Genomic DNA, 15,844 nt, shown 5'->3' with positions numbered 1-15,844 from the left:
TGTCCTGCTGCGATTGTCGACGCGCTCGGGGATAAAAGGTCGCACGGCGTTTGCGCCGGCCTTCGTGCATGTTATCTCGCTGTCATCACAGGGAGATCGATCGGGCATGGCCGTCACCATCTATGGCATCAAGAATTGCGACACGATGAAGAAGGCCCGCAGCTGGCTGGAAGAACATAGCGTCGCCTATGAGTTTCACGACTACAAGGCGCTCGGTATCGACCGCGCCCATCTCGAAGCCTGGATCGACGAAGCCGGCCTCGATACCGTGCTCAACCGCGCCGGCACCACCTTCCGCAAATTGCCCGATGCCGAGCGCGAGAACCTGACCCGGGAGAAGGCGATCCAGCTGATGCTCGACCAACCGTCGATGATCAAGCGGCCGGTGCTGGAGGCGAAGGGGAAATTGCTGGTCGGCTTCAAGCCGGAGATTTACGCCGGTACGTTCGGAGGCTGACAGGCGCCCCGCTGAGCTCACGAGGGAAAGAGATGTCCAAGACCACGCGCGCGACACAGCTTCTTTCGCAAGCAGGCGTCCCCTTCACCGTTCATGCCTATGACTACGACCCCAATGCCGAGCGCGTCGGGCTGCAGGCGGCGGAAGCACTCGGCGAGGCGCCGCACCGGGTGCTGAAGACGCTGATGGCGGAGGTGGACGGCAAGCCGGTCTGCGTCGTCGTGCCGTCGGATCGCGAGGTCAGCATGAAGAAGCTTGCCAGCGCCTTTCACGGCAAATCGGCCAATATGATGAAGCCTGCCGATGCCGAGCGGCTGACGGGTTATCATGTCGGCGGCATCAGCCCGTTCGGCCAGAAGAAGACCGTGCCGACGGCGATCGAGGAGGCCGCGCTTGGCGAGCCGCTCGTCTATATCAATGGCGGGCAGCGCGGGCTGCAGGTGCGGCTCGATCCGAAGGCTGCGTTGAAGGCGCTGAAGGCAGTCGCAGCGCCGTTGATTGCCTGATCGGAGCATGATGCCGAAAAGTGTAGGCGGTTTTCGGACAACATCATGTTCTTACTGTTGAATCTAGAGGAAGCGGTCGAGTAAGCCGGCGATCGCCTTCGCCTCGTTTTCGGCAAGCTTGCAGCCGATGTGGGTCTCGATCGATCTGGCATAGACCGTCCAGATGCGCTCGCGAAGTTTTCGGCCGGCATCTGTGATCACCACCCAGCGGCCGCGCCCATCCTCAGCGAAGTTTTCGCGCCGGACCAAACCCTCTTTTTCCAACCGATCGATCAACCGGGAAAGATTATACTGGGCCAGCAATGTCCGCTCTTCGATCTCGTAGGGGCGCAGCATGCCGTCTTGCGAGCGCGCCAACTCCCAAAGCACGTCATACCAGGCAAGCGGCGGCATGGCGGCTGCCTTTAGGTCAGCTTCGATGGCAGCGAGCAGCCGCTCGCGGGCGCGCATGATGCTCGTCCAGGCAGAGGTGACTGCTTCGCTTGGATTCGACGTTTTTTCGGACATAAATGCAATTACATCTATCTTGAATTCCGCTGCAAGCGATATTAGATGCATTTACATCTATCATCATTGCCAAGGAGGCCCCCATGAGCAAGCTTACCCTCGTCAGCCATCATCTCTGCCCCTATGTACAGCGCGCCGCGATCGCGCTGCTCGAAAAGGGCGTGCCCTTCGAGCGCATCAATATCGATCTTGCCAACAAGCCGGACTGGTTCCTGAAGATCTCGCCGCTCGGCAAGGTGCCGTTGCTGCGGATCGAGGAGGAAGACGGCAGCCAGGCGGTACTCTTCGAAAGCAGCGTCATTTGCGAATATCTGGAGGAAACACAGCCGGGCGTCGCGCTGCATCCGAAAGACGCGCTGACGCGTGCCCGCCATCGCGGCTGGATGGAATTCGGTTCCTCCGTGCTTTCCGATCTCTGGGGTTACGAGACGGCTGAGGATGCCGCGCAGTTGGAGGCCAAGCGCACGGCGCTCATCTCCAAATTCGCAACGCTCGAGAAGGTGTTGACGGACGGCCCCTATTTCGCCGGCAACGACTTCAGCCTCGTCGATGCCGTCTTCGCGCCGGTCTTTCGGTATTTCGATCTCTTCGAGACGCTCGGCGACGGCGACATCTTCGAAGGGCTTGAGCGTGTAAAGCGTTGGCGCAAGGCGCTCTCCGAACGGGCGAGCGTCAAGGCCGCCGTTGGTGAGGATTACCCGCAGCGGCTGATGGAATTCCTCGAAAAACATAACTCGATCCTGCTCAGGCTGCCTGCCGCAGCTTAAAGCCCCGCGAGCGGCCGGACATATAAATCCGGCCGCTGCAATTCGGCAGCGGCGCGCTTCATTTTCGCCGCAAACGGGTCTAAGTCTTCCGGCCTCCCACCGTCGATGACAGAAGGCAGGTTGAACCATGACTTTCATGCCCCAGAGCCAGAACACCGTTGATCCCGTCAAGCTGGAAAAGCTTGCGAAAGTCGCCGTCAAGGTCGGCCTGCAGCTGCAGAAGGGTCAGGACCTGGTGATTACCGCGCCTGTCGTGGCGCTGCCGCTCGTCCGCCTGATCACCAAACACGCCTATCAGGCCGGCGCCGGACTGGTCTCCGCCTTCTATTCCGACGAGGAAACGACGCTGGCGCGCTATCAATATGGCAGCGACGAGAGCTTCGACCGCGCCTCCGGCTGGCTCTACGAGGGCATGGCCAAGGCCTATGCCAACGGGGCGGCCCGTCTCGCGGTTGCCGGCGATAATCCGATGCTGCTGTCCGAACAGGATGCCGGCAAGGTCGGCCGCGCCAATCGCGCCAACTCCACCGCCTACAAGCCGGCGCTGGAGAAGATCTCGAATTTCGACATCAACTGGAACATCGTCTCCTATCCCAACCCATCCTGGGCCAAGGTGGTCTTCCCCGACGATCCGGAACCGATCGCGATTGCCAAGCTTGCCAAGGCGATCTTTGCCGCCTCGCGCGTCGATGTCAGCGATCCCGTCGCCGCCTGGGCCGAGCACAATGCCAATCTTGGCAAGCGCTCCGCCTGGCTGAACGGCGAGCGCTTCGCCTCGCTGCATTTCCGGGGACCGGGCACCGACCTGACGATCGGCCTTGCCGACGGACATGAATGGCACGGCGGCGCTTCCACCGCCAAGAACGGCATTACCTGCAATCCGAACATCCCGACCGAGGAGGTCTTCACCACGCCGCATGCGCTGCGCGTCGAAGGCCATGTGTCGAGCACCAAGCCGCTCTCGCACCAGGGCACGCTGATCGACAATATCCAGGTGCGTTTCGAGGGCGGGCGCATTGTCGAGGCCAAGGCCTCGCGGGGCGAAGAGGTCTTGAACAAGGTTCTCGATACCGACGAGGGCGCGCGCCGGCTCGGCGAAGTGGCACTCGTGCCGCATTCCTCACCGATCTCGGCCAGCGGCATCCTGTTCTACAACACGCTGTTTGACGAAAACGCCTCGTGCCACATCGCGCTCGGCCAGTGCTATTCCAAATGTTTCCTCGATGGAGCGAACCTTAGCCAGGAGCAGATCAAGGCACAGGGCGGCAATTCCAGCCTGATCCATATCGACTGGATGATCGGCTCCGACAAGGTCGATATCGACGGCATCAAGCCGGATGGTTCGCGGGTTCCGGTGATGCGGCAGGGCGAATGGGCCTGAGCGGCATCATCGTGCGCTGACTGGATAAAGCGCGCTGGTGCGGCCAGCCCCGTCCTTCGAGGCCCCTGCGGGGCACCTCAGGATGAGGCTGGAGAGAGGGCGTGCCAGAAGGATAGCGGCAGGCTCATCAGCCTGGGATGCCTGGAGCCTTGATCAGGTCACCAATCACACGGCACCACGATCAGCCCTCATCCTGAGGTGCGGAGGCCAAAGGCCGGAGCCTCGAAGGACGGGGGCGGGTGGCGGGGCGCCCACCTCAGCGCCTGCATTGCTGGATGATACGCCGGCCGCCAGCCCCGTCCTTCGAGGCCCTGCGGGGCACCTCAGGATGAGGCTGGAGAGAAGCTCGTGCCAGAAGGATAGCGGCAAGCTCATCAGCCTGGGATGCCTTGAGCCTTGATCAGCCCACCAATCACACGGCACCACGATCAGCCCTCATCCTGAGGTGCGGAGGCCAAAGGCCGAAGCCTCGAAGTACGAGGGCGGGTGGCAGACACCTCCAGCATTATTGCCGCCCGCCGACCCACCATGCTAGCCTTCCGCCATGGAAGTCACCGTCTATATTCTCCGCTGCGCCGATGGCTCATATTATACCGGCCTCACCAAGCAGGAGATCGAGGCGCGTGTCTGGGAGCATAATGCCGGGACCTATGACGGCTATACCGCCAAGCGCCGCCCGGTCGAACTCGTCTTCACCGAAACCTATGACCGCATCATCGACGCCATCGCCCGCGAGCGCCAGATCAAGGGCTGGTCGCGCCGAAAGAAGGAAGCGTTGATGGCAATGGATTACGAGGCCCTACCTGGCTTGTCGAAGCGCGGGCCTGCCAAAGCCGGGTGATCCTTCGAGGCGATCCTTCGGATCGCACCTCAGGATGATGCGCCGGTGGCCAGCCCCGTCCTTCGAGGCCCCTACGGGGCACCTCAGGATGAGGCTGGAGCAAGGGCGTGCCGGTTCCACGGCATCGCGACCAAGCTCTCCTCCTATCTGTTTTTTCACGCAATCCGAACGCAAACCCGCTGCACACTTTTGCTGGGATTGCTTTAGCGGATCGCCGATAGCAGCTTGCGCACGCGATCGAGATGCGCCCTGCGCTTTGCATCGGTGGCGCGGTCCATGTCGTGCAGGCTGAGCATGCGGAAATTCAATCCCTTCGAGCAGAAGGCGGCGATGCCGCGCTTCAAGAGCCGGCGTACCGGATCACCCATATAGAGACGCACCAGCCACCAGGGCGAGCCTGTCGTCGTCAGCGCATAGAGCAGCCTGATATTGGTCAGCTGCGGCACGATACGGCCGCCGGCGGCATCATGGCTGAAGGCGACGCCGGGGGCGAAGACGCGGTCGAAGAAACCCTTGAGGATCGCTGGGAAATTGAACCACCATTGCGGAAAGACGAAGATCAGGCCATCGGCAGCCTTCAGGCGGGCAACGATATCGGCAACGGCTGACGTATCGTAGGGAATGTCGAAATAGCCGCCGCGCTCAGCCTTCGAAAGGCGCGGATCGAAATTCTCGGCGTAGAGATCGAGTAGATCGACGACATGGCCGGAGGCTTCCAGCGCCTCACGCGCGGTCCTTGCCACGGCGGCGGCGAAACTATCCTCCAGCGGATGGGCAAGCACCAGCAGGATCCGCATCGTCAGAACAGGCTTCCCTGCTTCGGCGGGTCTGCGGGTCTTACACTGCGCTTCTTGGCACCGGCCGGCGGTGCGCCGCCTTCCGTGGTCATGGCGCCGACACGACCGTCGGCGAATTCGATGGCGATGCCCATACCCGCGGAGAGCTGAGCAGCCTGCGAGACCGGCCGGTTATCCTCATCGCGAATGACGGCGTAACCGCGCTTCAGCACATTCTTATAGGAGAGCGACTGCAGCACGCGGTCCTGCGCGGAAAGTTCGGCGCGCGCACGGGTCAACTGGTGGCGGATCGCCGTATCGGCATGGCGCGAAAGATTGCCGAGGCGTTCGCGACCCCGGTCGGTCTGGCTCTTCAACCGGGCCGGTAGCGAGGCGAGGATGGCTTCGGCGCGGTCGACGCGCGATTTCGAGCGGTCGATCAGCCGCTCGACCATTCGCTCGGCCCGGGCCATGCGCTCGTTCAGCGTCTGGCGGCGCTCGGCGATGCGGCCGGCGAGCAGATCGGGGCGCAGATGCGCGGCGACGCGCTCGAAGCCGCGGCGCTTGTTGATGGTATTGAGCTCCAGCCCGCGGCCGAGACCGGTTGCCGCCTCGTCGAAACGGCGGCGCGGCAGAGCGAGAAGCTGATCGAGCGACGGCAATGCCCGAATCAGCGCGCGCACCGACTGGCGGCGCTGATCCATCTGCCGGTTCATGCAGCCCTGCAGACGCGCGGCAAGAGCGGCGGCCTGCGCCTCGAGCTCCGCCTTGACGGGCACCGCCATTTCCGCTGCCCCCGTCGGCGTCGGCGCACGGACATCGGCGGCATAGTCGATCAGCGTCCAGTCGGTCTCATGGCCGACGGCCGAGATCAGCGGTATCCGGCTTTCGGCCGCAGCACGCACGACGATTTCGTCGTTGAAGCTCCAGAGGTCTTCCAGGCTGCCGCCACCGCGCGCGACGATCAGTACATCGGGGCGCGGGATGGCGCCTGAAGGTTCCAGCGCGTTGAAACCGCGGATGGCGTTCGCCACCTCCTCGCCGGAGCCCTCGCCCTGGACCTTCACCGGCCAGACGAGGACATGCACCGGAAAACGATCGGAGATACGGTGAAGGATATCGCGGATGACGGCGCCGGTCGGCGAGGTGACGACGCCGATTACGCCGGGCATGAAGGGCAGCCGCTTCTTGCGGGCGGCATCGAACAGGCCCTCGGCGCCGAGCTTGCGCTTGCGCTCCTCGATCAGCGCCATCAGCGCGCCGGCGCCGGCCGGCTCCAGCGTCTCGATGACGATCTGATATTTCGAGGAACCCGGAAAGGTGGTGACCTTGCCGGTGGCGATGACTTCCATGCCCTCTTCCGGGCGGAACTTCAGCCGTGAGAAGGTGCCCTTCCAGATGACGGCGTCGATGCGGGCGCGATCGTCCTTCAGCGCGAAATAGGCATGGCCCGAGGAGTGCGGCCCACGATAGCCCGAGATTTCGCCGCGCACGCGAACCTGGTCGAAGGCGGTTTCGACGGTGCGCTTGATCGAGCCGGAAAGTTCCGAAACCGAATATTCGGCAAGGTTGGTCGGCGAATCGCCGTCGAAGACGTTGCTCATCCCCTCTTTCTATGTCCATCCGCTGGAAACCGGAAGGGTGGCACGGGCTTTGGGATCGGTTTTCCCAGCCGTTGAAATCGTTGTGGGAGGGGTTCGTCGCCATTGCATCAAGCGCGCTCGTCTCTACGCATCCAGCACATGCACTCGTTGCAGCCAGGTGGACAAACAACAAAATCGTGTAAATCTGTTTTGTTGCGGAACGGATAGTTAGAATATGCGTTTTAGCCGAAAGGGATTGCTAACCACCGTAATACAAAGGCTTTTCGGCGAAGATCGCCGGTAAATCTTTGTTAGTTGGCGCTTCCTATGCTTCCCCTCGTTCTCTCTGGGAAGGTGCTGAAATGATTATTCTCACAGCAGCAGCATTGGGCGTCAGCGCCGGGCAAACGCGTTCGGCTGGCGTGATCGCGCTGGTCGCCGCGTTGATCGGAATCACATTCGCGTTGGCGGCGATAACCTCGCCCGGGCCGGTGTCTATTCTCGCATTCGTCTATGCCGTGCTCGGCTATAATGGCGGCCTCATGCTCTTCGTGCTCGGGCTCTATGCCAATCAGCGCCTTCGCCGCGCCATGCGCGTTTCGCACTGACAGCGCGTTTTCACACTGACAAGCGCGTCGCGATCTTTGAGATCGGCTTCCCGCGCTTGCTTTGTTTATACGCATGTCGTTATCGCGACATGGTTATCCCATCCTGAAGATTGCCGGCGTCAATTCGTCGCCGGCCGATAGCGAAAGAACTGCACGCCCACGTCCGCCGCCTTCGGAAGCGGCTCCAGATAGGGCGGGATATTGCCCTTGCCGAGCTCAGCATAGAGCCCATCCGGCTTCAGTTTGGTGATCTCGCGGGTCTGCAGATCGCCGGGGCAGAAGGCAAGCACCGTCACGCCGGTCCCCTTCAGGAAGGCTTCCGCCTCCTGCGGCTCCGCCATGCCGATATGCAGCTCCGCCAGCATGCCGCCCTGATTGCGATGATAAGGCGCGGAGAGAACCCGGTTCTGCGTGAAGCGGAGGATCGGCACGCCCATTTCCGACGGCGCCGAGACCAGTCCGGCCGGTAGCCCGGCGAGCGGCGCCAGCGCCGCTTGCGATGTGCAGGAAATCTTCTTTGCCGGCTCTGCCGCCTTCTTCTGCGCAGCATTCTGCATCTGCAACGAGACAAATCCGCCGCCGACGGCCCAGGCGGCCGGAGCACTGGCGAGCACGGTGACGATATAGACGAAGGCGGCTGCGACATTCTCGCTGTCGCCGTTGGAGATGCGGCGGACATCTATAATCAACAGGGCAAGCGGCAGGATGGAGATCAGGTTCGAGAACGTCGAACCGCGCACCTGGACCAGCGCGATTGCCCAGCTCGTCATCAGCAGGAAGAGCAGGACCAGATGGATTTGCACGCGGTCACGCTGGACGACGCGGAAGATGCAGACGGCGATGCCGAACAGGCCGGCCGCATAGAAGCCACCGATCGAGAAGAGATCGGTGCGTCCGAGAGCGAAAATCGACTGCGCTTCCGAGACATTTCTGAGCCAGAGCTCGACCAGCATCGGGTCGAGACCGGCCAGCGGATCGCTCAGGCATTGCGGTGCAATCACGATCGCCGAACCGAGAACGCCGGCGCCGACGACGGCGAGTGCGGCAAAGCGCAAGGGCCGGCGCAAGCGGCTCGCGAAAACCGCCGAAAACAACAGCAACCCGCCGCCGATCGCCGCCAGGCTGTAATAGCCGAGCGAGAGATTGTCGCAGGTGACTGTCGAATAAAGCCGGGGCGGCACCGTTGCGAAGAAAAGGATGCTGATCGCAATCGCCAGCGCCAGCCCGAAGGCCTTGGCGGCGGCGGCGAAATTTTCGCCCTCCCATGCCCAGAGCAGGGCGATGGTCAGGCAGACGGCGGCGACGAAGGGGGTCGTCTCGGCGCCGATGGCAATGGCGATGGCAGCCGCGATGCCGGCAACCGCATAACTCCAGGCACGACGCTCTGGATCCAGCAGCATCGCGATCATCGTCGCGACCAGCCCCAGCTGCGCATTGTGATGATCGATGGCGCCCGGCGCGAAGCGGTTTCCGGTGTAGATCGCAAGACCGGTCAAGCCGAGACTGATATGCATGGCGGCAACACCGCCGATGCGCCGACCGGCAACCGCCATGGCCAGCATGGCGGGCAGGATGAGCGATACCGGCCAGACGGCGAGCGCCAGCGCTTCGGCCGTCTCGCGGGGGGCAAACAGGCCAAAGAACCAGATCAGCGAGGCGATCGGCAGATCGATCAGCCGCGACCAATGCATCAGCGTACCGCCGTCGAGGCCGAGACGGTATTGCATCAGATCGAACCAGCCCTGCCCGGCCAGTAAATCGCGAACCTCGACGAGACGCATTCCGTCATCATTGTCGGGGCCGACGTAATCGGTGGCGCCGGAAAGCTTGGTGATGAGGATGGCGGCAGCAAGGATGACGCTATAGGCGATGACGGTTGGCCAGAGACGCGTCAGCAGGTCGCGCAGCCCGCCCCTGGGAGCGTCGATCGCGGAGGATGCATGGGGGATCGGCTGCACAGCGTTCATTGTGGTTAGCGGTTCGTTTCGATACTCGAACTTTAGCCGCCGCCGATCAAGAAAGTGTAAAGCCGTTTGTGGCAGCTGCCGATTTTGCCTGCGTCATAGGGTCTTATTAACGGCGCATGATTTAGGCTGAGCGCGGCTTTCAAGTGTAACGAGTAGAGTCATGGCCCGATCGCGTACCGATAATCTGAATATTGCCGTCCTGCTCCCCTGCTATAATGAGGCCGCGACGATCGGCCCAGTCGTCCAGGGTTTCCGGGCGACGCTGCCCGATGCTGCGATCCATGTCTACGACAACAATTCCACCGACGGCACCGCGCTGCAGGCGATGCTTGCCGGCGCGCATGTCGTGCGCGAGCGGCGCCAGGGCAAGGGCCATGTCGTGCGCCGCATGTTCGCCGATATCGACGCCGACATCTACATCATCGCCGATGGCGACGGCACCTATGCGCCTGAGGATGCCGAGGAACTGGTGCGCACGCTGCTGACCGAGCGCGCCGACATGGTGGTCGGCACCAGGCGTGGCGTGCACGCCGATGCCGGCCGTCAGGGCCATGCGCTCGGCAACCGGCTTTTCAACCTGCTCTACCGGATGATCTTCGGCCCCGACTTCACTGATATTTTTTCCGGCTACCGCGCGTTTTCGCGCCGCTTCGTCAAGAGCTTCCCGGCGGTATCAGGCGGCTTCGAGATCGAAACCGAAATGTCCGTGCATGCCTCCCGGCTGAAGCTGCCGGTCAGCGAACTGGAACTCGACTACGGCCGCCGGCCCGAAGGCTCGCATTCCAAGCTTTCGACATTCCGCGACGGCGCCAAGATCCTCTGGATGTTCGCGATGCTGATGAAGGAAACCCGGCCCTTCGCCTTTTTCAGCGCGATCAGCGCCGCCTTCATGCTGGCGAGCCTCGGCTTCATGGCGCCGGTGCTGGCGGAATATTTCGAGACGGGTCTCGTCAGCCGCATGCCGACCTGGGTGCTGTCGACGGCGCTGATGATGATCTCCTTCATGCTGTTCACCGCCGGCGTCATCCTGGATTCCGTCGCACGCGCCCGCGCCGAACAGCTCCGTATCCACTATATGGGCCTGGAGAGGCCGAGCGCGTTGAAGGCGCCGCTCAGCGACGCAGGGCCGGTATCGCGCGCGCGTCCCGGCAAGGCGGATGCGGCATGAGAAAGCTCATCCGCTTCACGATCGCCGGCGGCATCGGCTTCCTCGTCGATGCCGGCATCTTGTCGGCGCTGCTCCATTTGACGCCGCTCGGGCCGTTTCTGGCGCGGCTCGTGGCGATCGCCTTCGCCATGGCGGCGACCTGGGCTTTCAACCGGAGCTTCACCTTCGATCGCACCGGCCGTTCGCTTGCCGCCGAAGGCTTCCGCTACGGCTCGGTCGGGGTGACGGCAGCGCTTGTCAACTACGGGCTCTATTCCGCGCTTCTGCTGTCGCTGCCGGCGCTTCAGCCGCTGGCGGCCATGGTGATCGCCAGCATCGCCTCGATGATCTTCAGCTTCTTCGGCTATTCGCGCTTCGTCTTTCGCGCGGAATAATCATCAAACCGCTTCCCAGCCGTCCTTCTCGCTGGCCCGGTAGATCGCGTCGATCACCTTCTGGTTCAGCTTCGAATTTTCGAGCGTGACGATCTCTTCCTTGCCGTTCGTCACAGCCCGGGCGAAGGCCTCGACCTGCCGCTTGTACTGGCGGCTGTCCTGGAAGCGGAAGATGCGCGATTCAGAGTGGCTGCGGTCGGCAAGTTCGATCTCTTCCGGCCCCCAGCGATTGGCGTTGAACGGCGACTTGACCTCGATGTACCCTTCGGTGCCGTGGAAGACCATGACCTGGCGGTTGGCCATCTGCGTCGAGATATAGAAGCTCAGCTCGAAATCGCCGAAATCGGCCTTGACGCTCGAATAGATATCCGTGCCGAAATCCGCATCGCGCTCGGTGATCGCCTGGATCCACAGCGGCTCCTTGCCGGTGGAAAAACGCGTGCCCATGACGGGATAGACGCCGATATCAGGAAGGCCGCCGCCGCCGAGCTCGGGGACGTTGCGCATGTTGGCGGGGTCGCGGTTGAAATAGGTGAAGGCGCCCTGCACATGCCGGAGCGAACCGATGGCGCCCTCGTCGATCAACGAGCGCACCTTCTGCCAGACCGGGGAATAGGTGATCATATAGGCTTCGGTGACCACCACCCGGTTGCGGTCGCGGGCGGCGATCAGATCGTCGATATCACCGGCCTTGAGCGCTAAGGGCTTTTCGCAGAGCACGTGCTTGCCGGCATCGGCTGATTTGATCGACCATTCGATATGCTGCGAGGTCGGCAACGGGATGTAGACGGCGTCGATGAGGTCGGAGGCCAGCATCTCCTGGTAGGAGCCGAAGGCATGCGGCACCGAGAAGCGGTCGGCCATCTCCCTTGCGCGCGCCAGATCACGGCTGGCAATCGCCGTGACGACGCAATTCTCCGCATCCTGGATCGCCGGAACGACATTGTCGCGACCGATCTTCGCCGTTGAAATGATACCGAAACGCAGCATGATCCAAGTCTCCCGAGCTGATTTCCGCGAACCATATTCAGGCCCTAGCTGCGGCGCAATGGCACGGCCCGAAATCACGGAAGTTTGCCTTCCCGGATGCGCGGATCGCACTAAATTGGTCAGGGCGGCGTTCTGCCGTATCCGCGATTTCAATTCCTTCACACTTCTGGAGAGCGTCATGGAAATGCGCCGGCTTGGAAAAACAGGTCTATCGGTCGCGCCGATCGTCATCGGCGGCAATGTCTTCGGCTGGACGGCCGACGAAAAAACATCCTTCGCCATTCTCGATGCCTTCTTCGACGCGGGCCTGAACACGATCGATACGGCCGATGTCTACTCCTCGTGGGTTCCGGGCAACAAGGGCGGCGATTCCGAGGAGATCATCGGGCGCTGGCTAAGCCAAGCCAAGGTCTCCCGCGACAAGGCCGTGATCGTCACCAAGGTCGGCTCCGACATGGGGCAGGGAAAGACGCTGAAGGAGACCTATATCCTGAAGGCGGTCGAGGATTCGCTGCGCCGGCTGCAGACCGACTACATCGACGTCTATCTCTCGCACTGGCCGGATGAAGATACCCCGCACGAGGAAACGCTCGGCGCCTATGCGAAGCTGAAGCAGCAGGGCAAAATCCGCGCCATCGGCTGCTCGAATTATGATGCTAAACTCCTCCAGGCTTCCTTCGACGCTGCCGAAAAGGCCGGATTGCCGCGTTACGATGTGCTGCAGCCGGAATATAATCTCTATGAGCGCGCAAGCTTCGAGGGGCCACTTGCCGATCTCTGTGTCAAAGAAGACATCGGCGTCATCACCTATTTCAGCCTCGCCGCCGGCTTCCTCACCGGCAAATACCGCAGCAAGGCCGATACGCAAGGCCGCGCACGCGAGGGCCGGGTTTCGAAATATCTCGACGACAAAGGCCTGCGCATCCTGGCCGCGCTCGACAGGGTTTCTGCCGAGAGCGGTGCCAAGCCGGCGGAAATTTCGCTCGCCTGGCTGCTGCGCAAGAAGGGCGTGACGGCGCCGATCGCCAGCGCGACCAGCCTTTCGCAGCTTGAAAGCCTGGCGAAATCGGCGACACTTGCGCTTTCCGATGAGGCGATGGCGCTGCTCGACGAAGCCGGTGCCTGAAAGAAAGAGACGCCATGACCGTGACGATACGTGATGCCCGCCCCGAGGACGAAGCCCGCTGGCGCGAGCTCTGGGCGGCCTATCTCGCCTTTTACGACGTCACGGTCGATGCCGATATCACCGATTCCACATGGCGACGGGTCTTCGACCCGGCGTCGGCAATCGCGATGCGTGTCGCCGAGGTCGACGGCAGGATCATGGGATTTGCGCTCTATCTCACCCATGAGGGCACGTGGATCCGCGGCAGGGACTGCTATCTCGAAGACCTGTTCGTCGATGCCGAGGCGCGCGGCCAAGGCGTCGGGCGGGCGCTGATGGACGATCTCGTTTCGACCTGCAAAGCCAAGGGTTGGTCGCGGCTCTACTGGCATACGAGCGAGCAGAACAGCACCGCGCGGGCGCTCTATGACAGCTATGTCGAAAGCGACGGCCATATCCGCTATCGCATCAATTTCTAAGGGGAGGAAAGCCTTCATACCATTCGGAATGATCGCCTTGCCAATTGGCCATGCCCGGTTTGGTGAGGATGCCGCGCGGGCTGATATAACTCTGGATCACCCGTTTCGGCCGTTCGTGCCATTGGATATTGAAGGCCCAGAGCTTCGGGAAGAAGCAGAGCGAGGCATAAGGCAGGTGGTCGTGAATCCACCAGGCGAGCCGCTGCCAGTCGCTTTCATCGTGGTAATGGTCGATCATCCATGGCACGGCAATGCAGACGGCAGCACCCATGCAGCCGTCAAAGTCCCTCATATCCCAGATGTGATGCGCGGCGGTGGACGCATTGGTCGAACAGTTCAGATTGTTCTCGTTGCCGAACCTGTTGACCGCGGGCGAGCGATAGCCGGATCGGATATGCAGGCGCCCGAACGTTGCCTCCAGCGGCTCCAGCAATTCCTCGCAGAGCCTCTTGCCTGTCTCGATCGCCAGATCGGGATCCTCGGGGATGTTGGGGATGCGGTAGAAATCGGCGATTTCGGAATGCAGGAAATCGCGAAGAAAGAAGTTTTGCGACAGCCGCACGCGGCCAAGATCCTCCAGACCCTTCATCGAATTCGGTTTTCGCATGACGTCATTCTCCTGCGCATCGACGGCAGGAATCATCGCCCGGCGCCGATTTCCAGTCCACCCGAAATCGATCGGGAACAATTAGCGCGATCTTCGCTTCTTAATGTGTCGCCGCATTCGCGGTTTTCCCCAAAACAAGGATCGAGAAAATGGCCAAGGAAAAGACGTTGGAAGATCTCTTCTACGACACGCTGAAGGACATCTACTTCGCCGAACGGCAGATATTGCGCGCCCTGCCGAAGATGGCGCGCGCCGCCCAATCCCCCGAATTGAAGAAGGGCTTCGAAAAACACCGCGAGGAAACCGAAGGCCAAGTCGAGCGCCTGCAGCAGGTTTTCGAGCTGATCGGCAAACGCGCCCAGGGCAAGACTTGCGAGGCGATCCAGGGCATTATCGCCGAGGGCGAGGAAATCATGGAGGAATTCAAGGGCACGGCGGCTCTCGATGCCGGCCTGATTTCGGCCGCCCAGGCCGTCGAGCATTATGAAATCGCCCGTTACGGCACGCTGAAGACCTGGGCCGCGACCCTCGGCCTCAAGGAGGTCGTCAGCCTGCTCGACCAGACGCTGCAGCAGGAAACAGCCACCGACAAGACCCTCTCCCAACTCGCCACCACGGCGGCAAACCAGAAGGCAAAGGCTGCCTGATGCACACGGCGCCCTAATAAGAACGGGCGGCCCGGTTTCCATTCCTTACCGGCCGCCCGTCTCCTGCTCGCTGTATTTGAAGAAATCGATGAAGGCGCGTAGCGCCGGGCGCATCTGCCGCCGGGTGGGGTAATAGAGAAACGCCCCGGAATAGGGCGCGCACCAATCTTCCAGCACCCGCACAAGTGTGCCGCCCGCCAGTTCGTCATAGACCCGCATGTCGAACAGATAGGCAAGGCCGGCGCCGTTCAGCGCCGCAAGCAGGGCCAGCCGGTCTTCGCTGACAATCAGCGGCCCATCGACCGAAACGACGAGTTCCTGCCCGTCCTTTTCGAATTCCCAGCGATAGATCGAGCCGTTGGTGAAGCGCCGCTTGATGCAGCGGTGATGGACGAGATCGCGCGGATGCTCGGGCTTCGGATGATGCTCGAAATATTCGGGCGAAGCGGCGATCACCGTCGTCAGATCGGGCGAGACCCTGACCGCGATCATATCGGCCTCCAGGCTCTCTTCCAGCCGGATACCGGCATCGAAACCCTCCTTGACGATATCGGTGAAGCCGTCCTCATTGGCGATCTCCAGGGTGATATCGGGATAGAGGTTGAGAAAGTCGCCGAGCCGCGGAGCGAGCAGCAGATCGGAGGCGAAGCGCGGCGCGGTGATGCGCAGGTTTCCGGCCGGCTTGGCGCGCGTATCGCGGACGGCCTCCAAGGCGATATCGATCTCCTCGAGTGCGGGACGAAGTCTTTCAAGCAGCAGGCGGCCCTCTTCCGTCGGCGCAACGCTGCGAGTGGTGCGCGCCAGAAGCCGTACCCCCAGACTTTCCTCGAGGCTCGATATCGCATGGCTGATTGCCGAGGGCGCGACGAGGAGTTCCTTTGCCGCCGCCCGGAAGCTGCGATGCTCCGAGACGGCGGCGAGAACGGCGAGTTGCGAGAGCTGGGTCCTGTTCATTGATCGAAATAATAGAACAACCTGTTAAAAACTGCATGTATTTTCTGATTGATGGCGCAGCGATATGGTCTGCTCGTAACCGCAACAACCGATCAAGCGGTTCAAAACTGCTCACAAAGGAGCGCAT

Annotated in this window: 18 protein-coding genes; 11 read left to right on the top strand and 7 right to left on the bottom strand. The window is 62.0% G+C overall.

All coding sequences use genetic code 11. The features are described from left to right. Positions 1-106: 106 nt before the first annotated feature. Both GR198_RS20300 and ybaK read left to right on the top strand, forming a co-directional pair. Positions 107-457 carry an ArsC family reductase gene (locus GR198_RS20300; protein ID WP_029875618.1) on the top strand — a complete coding sequence of 117 codons (351 nt, stop codon included), beginning with the start codon at positions 107-109 and terminating at the stop codon, positions 455-457. A gap of 32 nt (positions 458-489) precedes the next feature. After that, on the top strand, positions 490-963 hold the full coding sequence (gene ybaK, locus GR198_RS20295) for a Cys-tRNA(Pro) deacylase (protein ID WP_029875617.1): 474 nt from the start codon (positions 490-492) through the stop codon (positions 961-963). Positions 964-1,026: 63 nt separating this feature from the next. Here ybaK and GR198_RS20290 read toward each other — a convergent pair whose 3' ends face one another. Further along, complete coding sequence (locus GR198_RS20290; protein WP_028740595.1) at positions 1,027-1,470, bottom strand: MarR family winged helix-turn-helix transcriptional regulator; 444 nt, start codon at positions 1,468-1,470, stop codon at positions 1,027-1,029. An 83-nt stretch (positions 1,471-1,553) separates the two neighbouring features. Between GR198_RS20290 and GR198_RS20285 the strand changes: the two genes are divergently transcribed. From GR198_RS20285 to GR198_RS20275, 3 genes are all read left to right on the top strand, one after another. Beyond that, positions 1,554-2,237, top strand: coding sequence for a glutathione S-transferase family protein (locus GR198_RS20285; protein ID WP_029875616.1), 684 nt, complete (start codon positions 1,554-1,556; stop codon positions 2,235-2,237). A gap of 127 nt (positions 2,238-2,364) precedes the next feature. Then, positions 2,365-3,618, top strand: a complete 1,254-nt coding sequence (locus GR198_RS20280; protein ID WP_029875615.1) for an aminopeptidase — start codon at positions 2,365-2,367, stop codon at positions 3,616-3,618. Positions 3,619-4,162: 544 nt separating this feature from the next. Next, positions 4,163-4,459, top strand: coding sequence for a GIY-YIG nuclease family protein (locus GR198_RS20275; RefSeq protein WP_029875614.1), 297 nt, complete (start codon positions 4,163-4,165; stop codon positions 4,457-4,459). 203 nt (positions 4,460-4,662) lie between these two features. Here the strand turns inward: GR198_RS20275 and GR198_RS20270 are convergent, their stop codons facing one another. Then, on the bottom strand, positions 4,663-5,256 hold the full coding sequence (locus GR198_RS20270; RefSeq protein WP_029875613.1) for an NAD(P)H-dependent oxidoreductase: 594 nt from the start codon (positions 5,254-5,256) through the stop codon (positions 4,663-4,665). 2 nt (positions 5,257-5,258) lie between these two features. Further along, positions 5,259-6,839 carry an exodeoxyribonuclease VII large subunit gene (gene xseA / locus GR198_RS20265; RefSeq protein ID WP_029875612.1) on the bottom strand — a complete coding sequence of 527 codons (1,581 nt, stop codon included), beginning with the start codon at positions 6,837-6,839 and terminating at the stop codon, positions 5,259-5,261. A gap of 341 nt (positions 6,840-7,180) precedes the next feature. Here xseA and GR198_RS20260 point away from each other — a divergent pair, with 341 nt between their 5' ends. After that, positions 7,181-7,426, top strand: a complete 246-nt coding sequence (locus GR198_RS20260) for a hypothetical protein (protein WP_029875611.1) — start codon at positions 7,181-7,183, stop codon at positions 7,424-7,426. A gap of 119 nt (positions 7,427-7,545) precedes the next feature. On the opposite strand, the gene GR198_RS20255 is transcribed toward GR198_RS20260, so the two are convergent. Next, the gene (locus GR198_RS20255; RefSeq protein WP_029875610.1) at positions 7,546-9,393 is read right to left on the bottom strand and encodes a hypothetical protein; all 1,848 of its coding nucleotides are present in this window, start codon (positions 9,391-9,393) and stop codon (positions 7,546-7,548) included. Between the two features lie 160 nt (positions 9,394-9,553). On the opposite strand from GR198_RS20255, the gene GR198_RS20250 reads away from it, so the two are divergent. After that, positions 9,554-10,561: a glycosyltransferase gene (locus GR198_RS20250; RefSeq protein ID WP_029875609.1), complete on the top strand. Its 1,008-nt coding sequence runs from the start codon at positions 9,554-9,556 to the stop codon at positions 10,559-10,561. Then, a complete protein-coding gene (locus tag GR198_RS20245; protein ID WP_029875608.1) occupies positions 10,558-10,935 on the top strand; it encodes a GtrA family protein in 378 nt (125 codons plus the stop codon). Before GR198_RS20250 ends, GR198_RS20245 begins: the two co-directional genes overlap by 4 nt. A 3-nt stretch (positions 10,936-10,938) precedes the next feature. On the opposite strand, the gene GR198_RS20240 is transcribed toward GR198_RS20245, so the two are convergent. Beyond that, positions 10,939-11,925, bottom strand: coding sequence for a Gfo/Idh/MocA family protein (locus GR198_RS20240; protein WP_029875607.1), 987 nt, complete (start codon positions 11,923-11,925; stop codon positions 10,939-10,941). A gap of 178 nt (positions 11,926-12,103) precedes the next feature. Between GR198_RS20240 and GR198_RS20235 the strand changes: the two genes are divergently transcribed. Together GR198_RS20235 and GR198_RS20230 are read left to right on the top strand one after the other, a co-directional pair. Further along, positions 12,104-13,051 carry an aldo/keto reductase gene (locus tag GR198_RS20235; protein WP_029875606.1) on the top strand — a complete coding sequence of 316 codons (948 nt, stop codon included), beginning with the start codon at positions 12,104-12,106 and terminating at the stop codon, positions 13,049-13,051. Positions 13,052-13,065: 14 nt separating this feature from the next. Then, the gene (locus tag GR198_RS20230; RefSeq protein WP_029875605.1) at positions 13,066-13,509 is read left to right on the top strand and encodes a GNAT family N-acetyltransferase; all 444 of its coding nucleotides are present in this window, start codon (positions 13,066-13,068) and stop codon (positions 13,507-13,509) included. On the opposite strand, the gene GR198_RS20225 is transcribed toward GR198_RS20230, so the two are convergent. Continuing rightward, entirely contained in the window at positions 13,499-14,152 is a 654-nt protein-coding gene (locus GR198_RS20225; RefSeq protein ID WP_032984943.1) for a hypothetical protein, read from the bottom strand. The two genes, GR198_RS20230 and GR198_RS20225, sit on opposite strands and share 11 nt — an antisense overlap. A 113-nt stretch (positions 14,153-14,265) precedes the next feature. Between GR198_RS20225 and GR198_RS20220 the strand changes: the two genes are divergently transcribed. Then, entirely contained in the window at positions 14,266-14,763 is a 498-nt protein-coding gene (locus GR198_RS20220; protein WP_029875603.1) for a YciE/YciF ferroxidase family protein, read from the top strand. A gap of 45 nt (positions 14,764-14,808) precedes the next feature. Here the strand turns inward: GR198_RS20220 and GR198_RS20215 are convergent, their stop codons facing one another. After that, positions 14,809-15,717, bottom strand: coding sequence for a LysR family transcriptional regulator (locus GR198_RS20215; RefSeq protein WP_003544627.1), 909 nt, complete (start codon positions 15,715-15,717; stop codon positions 14,809-14,811). Between the last annotated feature and the right edge of the window lie 127 nt (positions 15,718-15,844).

This window comes from Rhizobium leguminosarum, from assembly GCF_010668065.1.
Lineage (GTDB): Bacteria > Pseudomonadota > Alphaproteobacteria > Rhizobiales > Rhizobiaceae > Rhizobium > Rhizobium leguminosarum_S.
The sequence above is the reverse complement of the archived record's forward strand: the minus strand, read 5'-3'. Positions and strand labels throughout refer to the sequence as shown.

What these genes read in the sequence shown, in the direction of transcription:
- GR198_RS20300 (WP_029875618.1), top strand. Translation starts at nt 107, where the DNA reads ATGGCCGTCACCATCTATGGCATCAAGAATTGCGACACGATGAAGAAG.
- ybaK (WP_029875617.1), top strand. Translation starts at nt 490, where the DNA reads ATGTCCAAGACCACGCGCGCGACACAGCTTCTTTCGCAAGCAGGCGTC.
- GR198_RS20290 (WP_028740595.1), bottom strand. Translation starts at nt 1,470, where the DNA reads ATGTCCGAAAAAACGTCGAATCCAAGCGAAGCAGTCACCTCTGCCTGG.
- GR198_RS20285 (WP_029875616.1), top strand. Translation starts at nt 1,554, where the DNA reads ATGAGCAAGCTTACCCTCGTCAGCCATCATCTCTGCCCCTATGTACAG.
- GR198_RS20280 (WP_029875615.1), top strand. Translation starts at nt 2,365, where the DNA reads ATGACTTTCATGCCCCAGAGCCAGAACACCGTTGATCCCGTCAAGCTG.
- GR198_RS20275 (WP_029875614.1), top strand. Translation starts at nt 4,163, where the DNA reads ATGGAAGTCACCGTCTATATTCTCCGCTGCGCCGATGGCTCATATTAT.
- GR198_RS20270 (WP_029875613.1), bottom strand. Translation starts at nt 5,256, where the DNA reads ATGCGGATCCTGCTGGTGCTTGCCCATCCGCTGGAGGATAGTTTCGCC.
- xseA (WP_029875612.1), bottom strand. Translation starts at nt 6,839, where the DNA reads ATGAGCAACGTCTTCGACGGCGATTCGCCGACCAACCTTGCCGAATAT.
- GR198_RS20260 (WP_029875611.1), top strand. Translation starts at nt 7,181, where the DNA reads ATGATTATTCTCACAGCAGCAGCATTGGGCGTCAGCGCCGGGCAAACG.
- GR198_RS20255 (WP_029875610.1), bottom strand. Translation starts at nt 9,393, where the DNA reads ATGAACGCTGTGCAGCCGATCCCCCATGCATCCTCCGCGATCGACGCT.
- GR198_RS20250 (WP_029875609.1), top strand. Translation starts at nt 9,554, where the DNA reads ATGGCCCGATCGCGTACCGATAATCTGAATATTGCCGTCCTGCTCCCC.
- GR198_RS20245 (WP_029875608.1), top strand. Translation starts at nt 10,558, where the DNA reads ATGAGAAAGCTCATCCGCTTCACGATCGCCGGCGGCATCGGCTTCCTC.
- GR198_RS20240 (WP_029875607.1), bottom strand. Translation starts at nt 11,925, where the DNA reads ATGCTGCGTTTCGGTATCATTTCAACGGCGAAGATCGGTCGCGACAAT.
- GR198_RS20235 (WP_029875606.1), top strand. Translation starts at nt 12,104, where the DNA reads ATGGAAATGCGCCGGCTTGGAAAAACAGGTCTATCGGTCGCGCCGATC.
- GR198_RS20230 (WP_029875605.1), top strand. Translation starts at nt 13,066, where the DNA reads ATGACCGTGACGATACGTGATGCCCGCCCCGAGGACGAAGCCCGCTGG.
- GR198_RS20225 (WP_032984943.1), bottom strand. Translation starts at nt 14,152, where the DNA reads ATGATTCCTGCCGTCGATGCGCAGGAGAATGACGTCATGCGAAAACCG.
- GR198_RS20220 (WP_029875603.1), top strand. Translation starts at nt 14,266, where the DNA reads ATGGCCAAGGAAAAGACGTTGGAAGATCTCTTCTACGACACGCTGAAG.
- GR198_RS20215 (WP_003544627.1), bottom strand. Translation starts at nt 15,717, where the DNA reads ATGAACAGGACCCAGCTCTCGCAACTCGCCGTTCTCGCCGCCGTCTCG.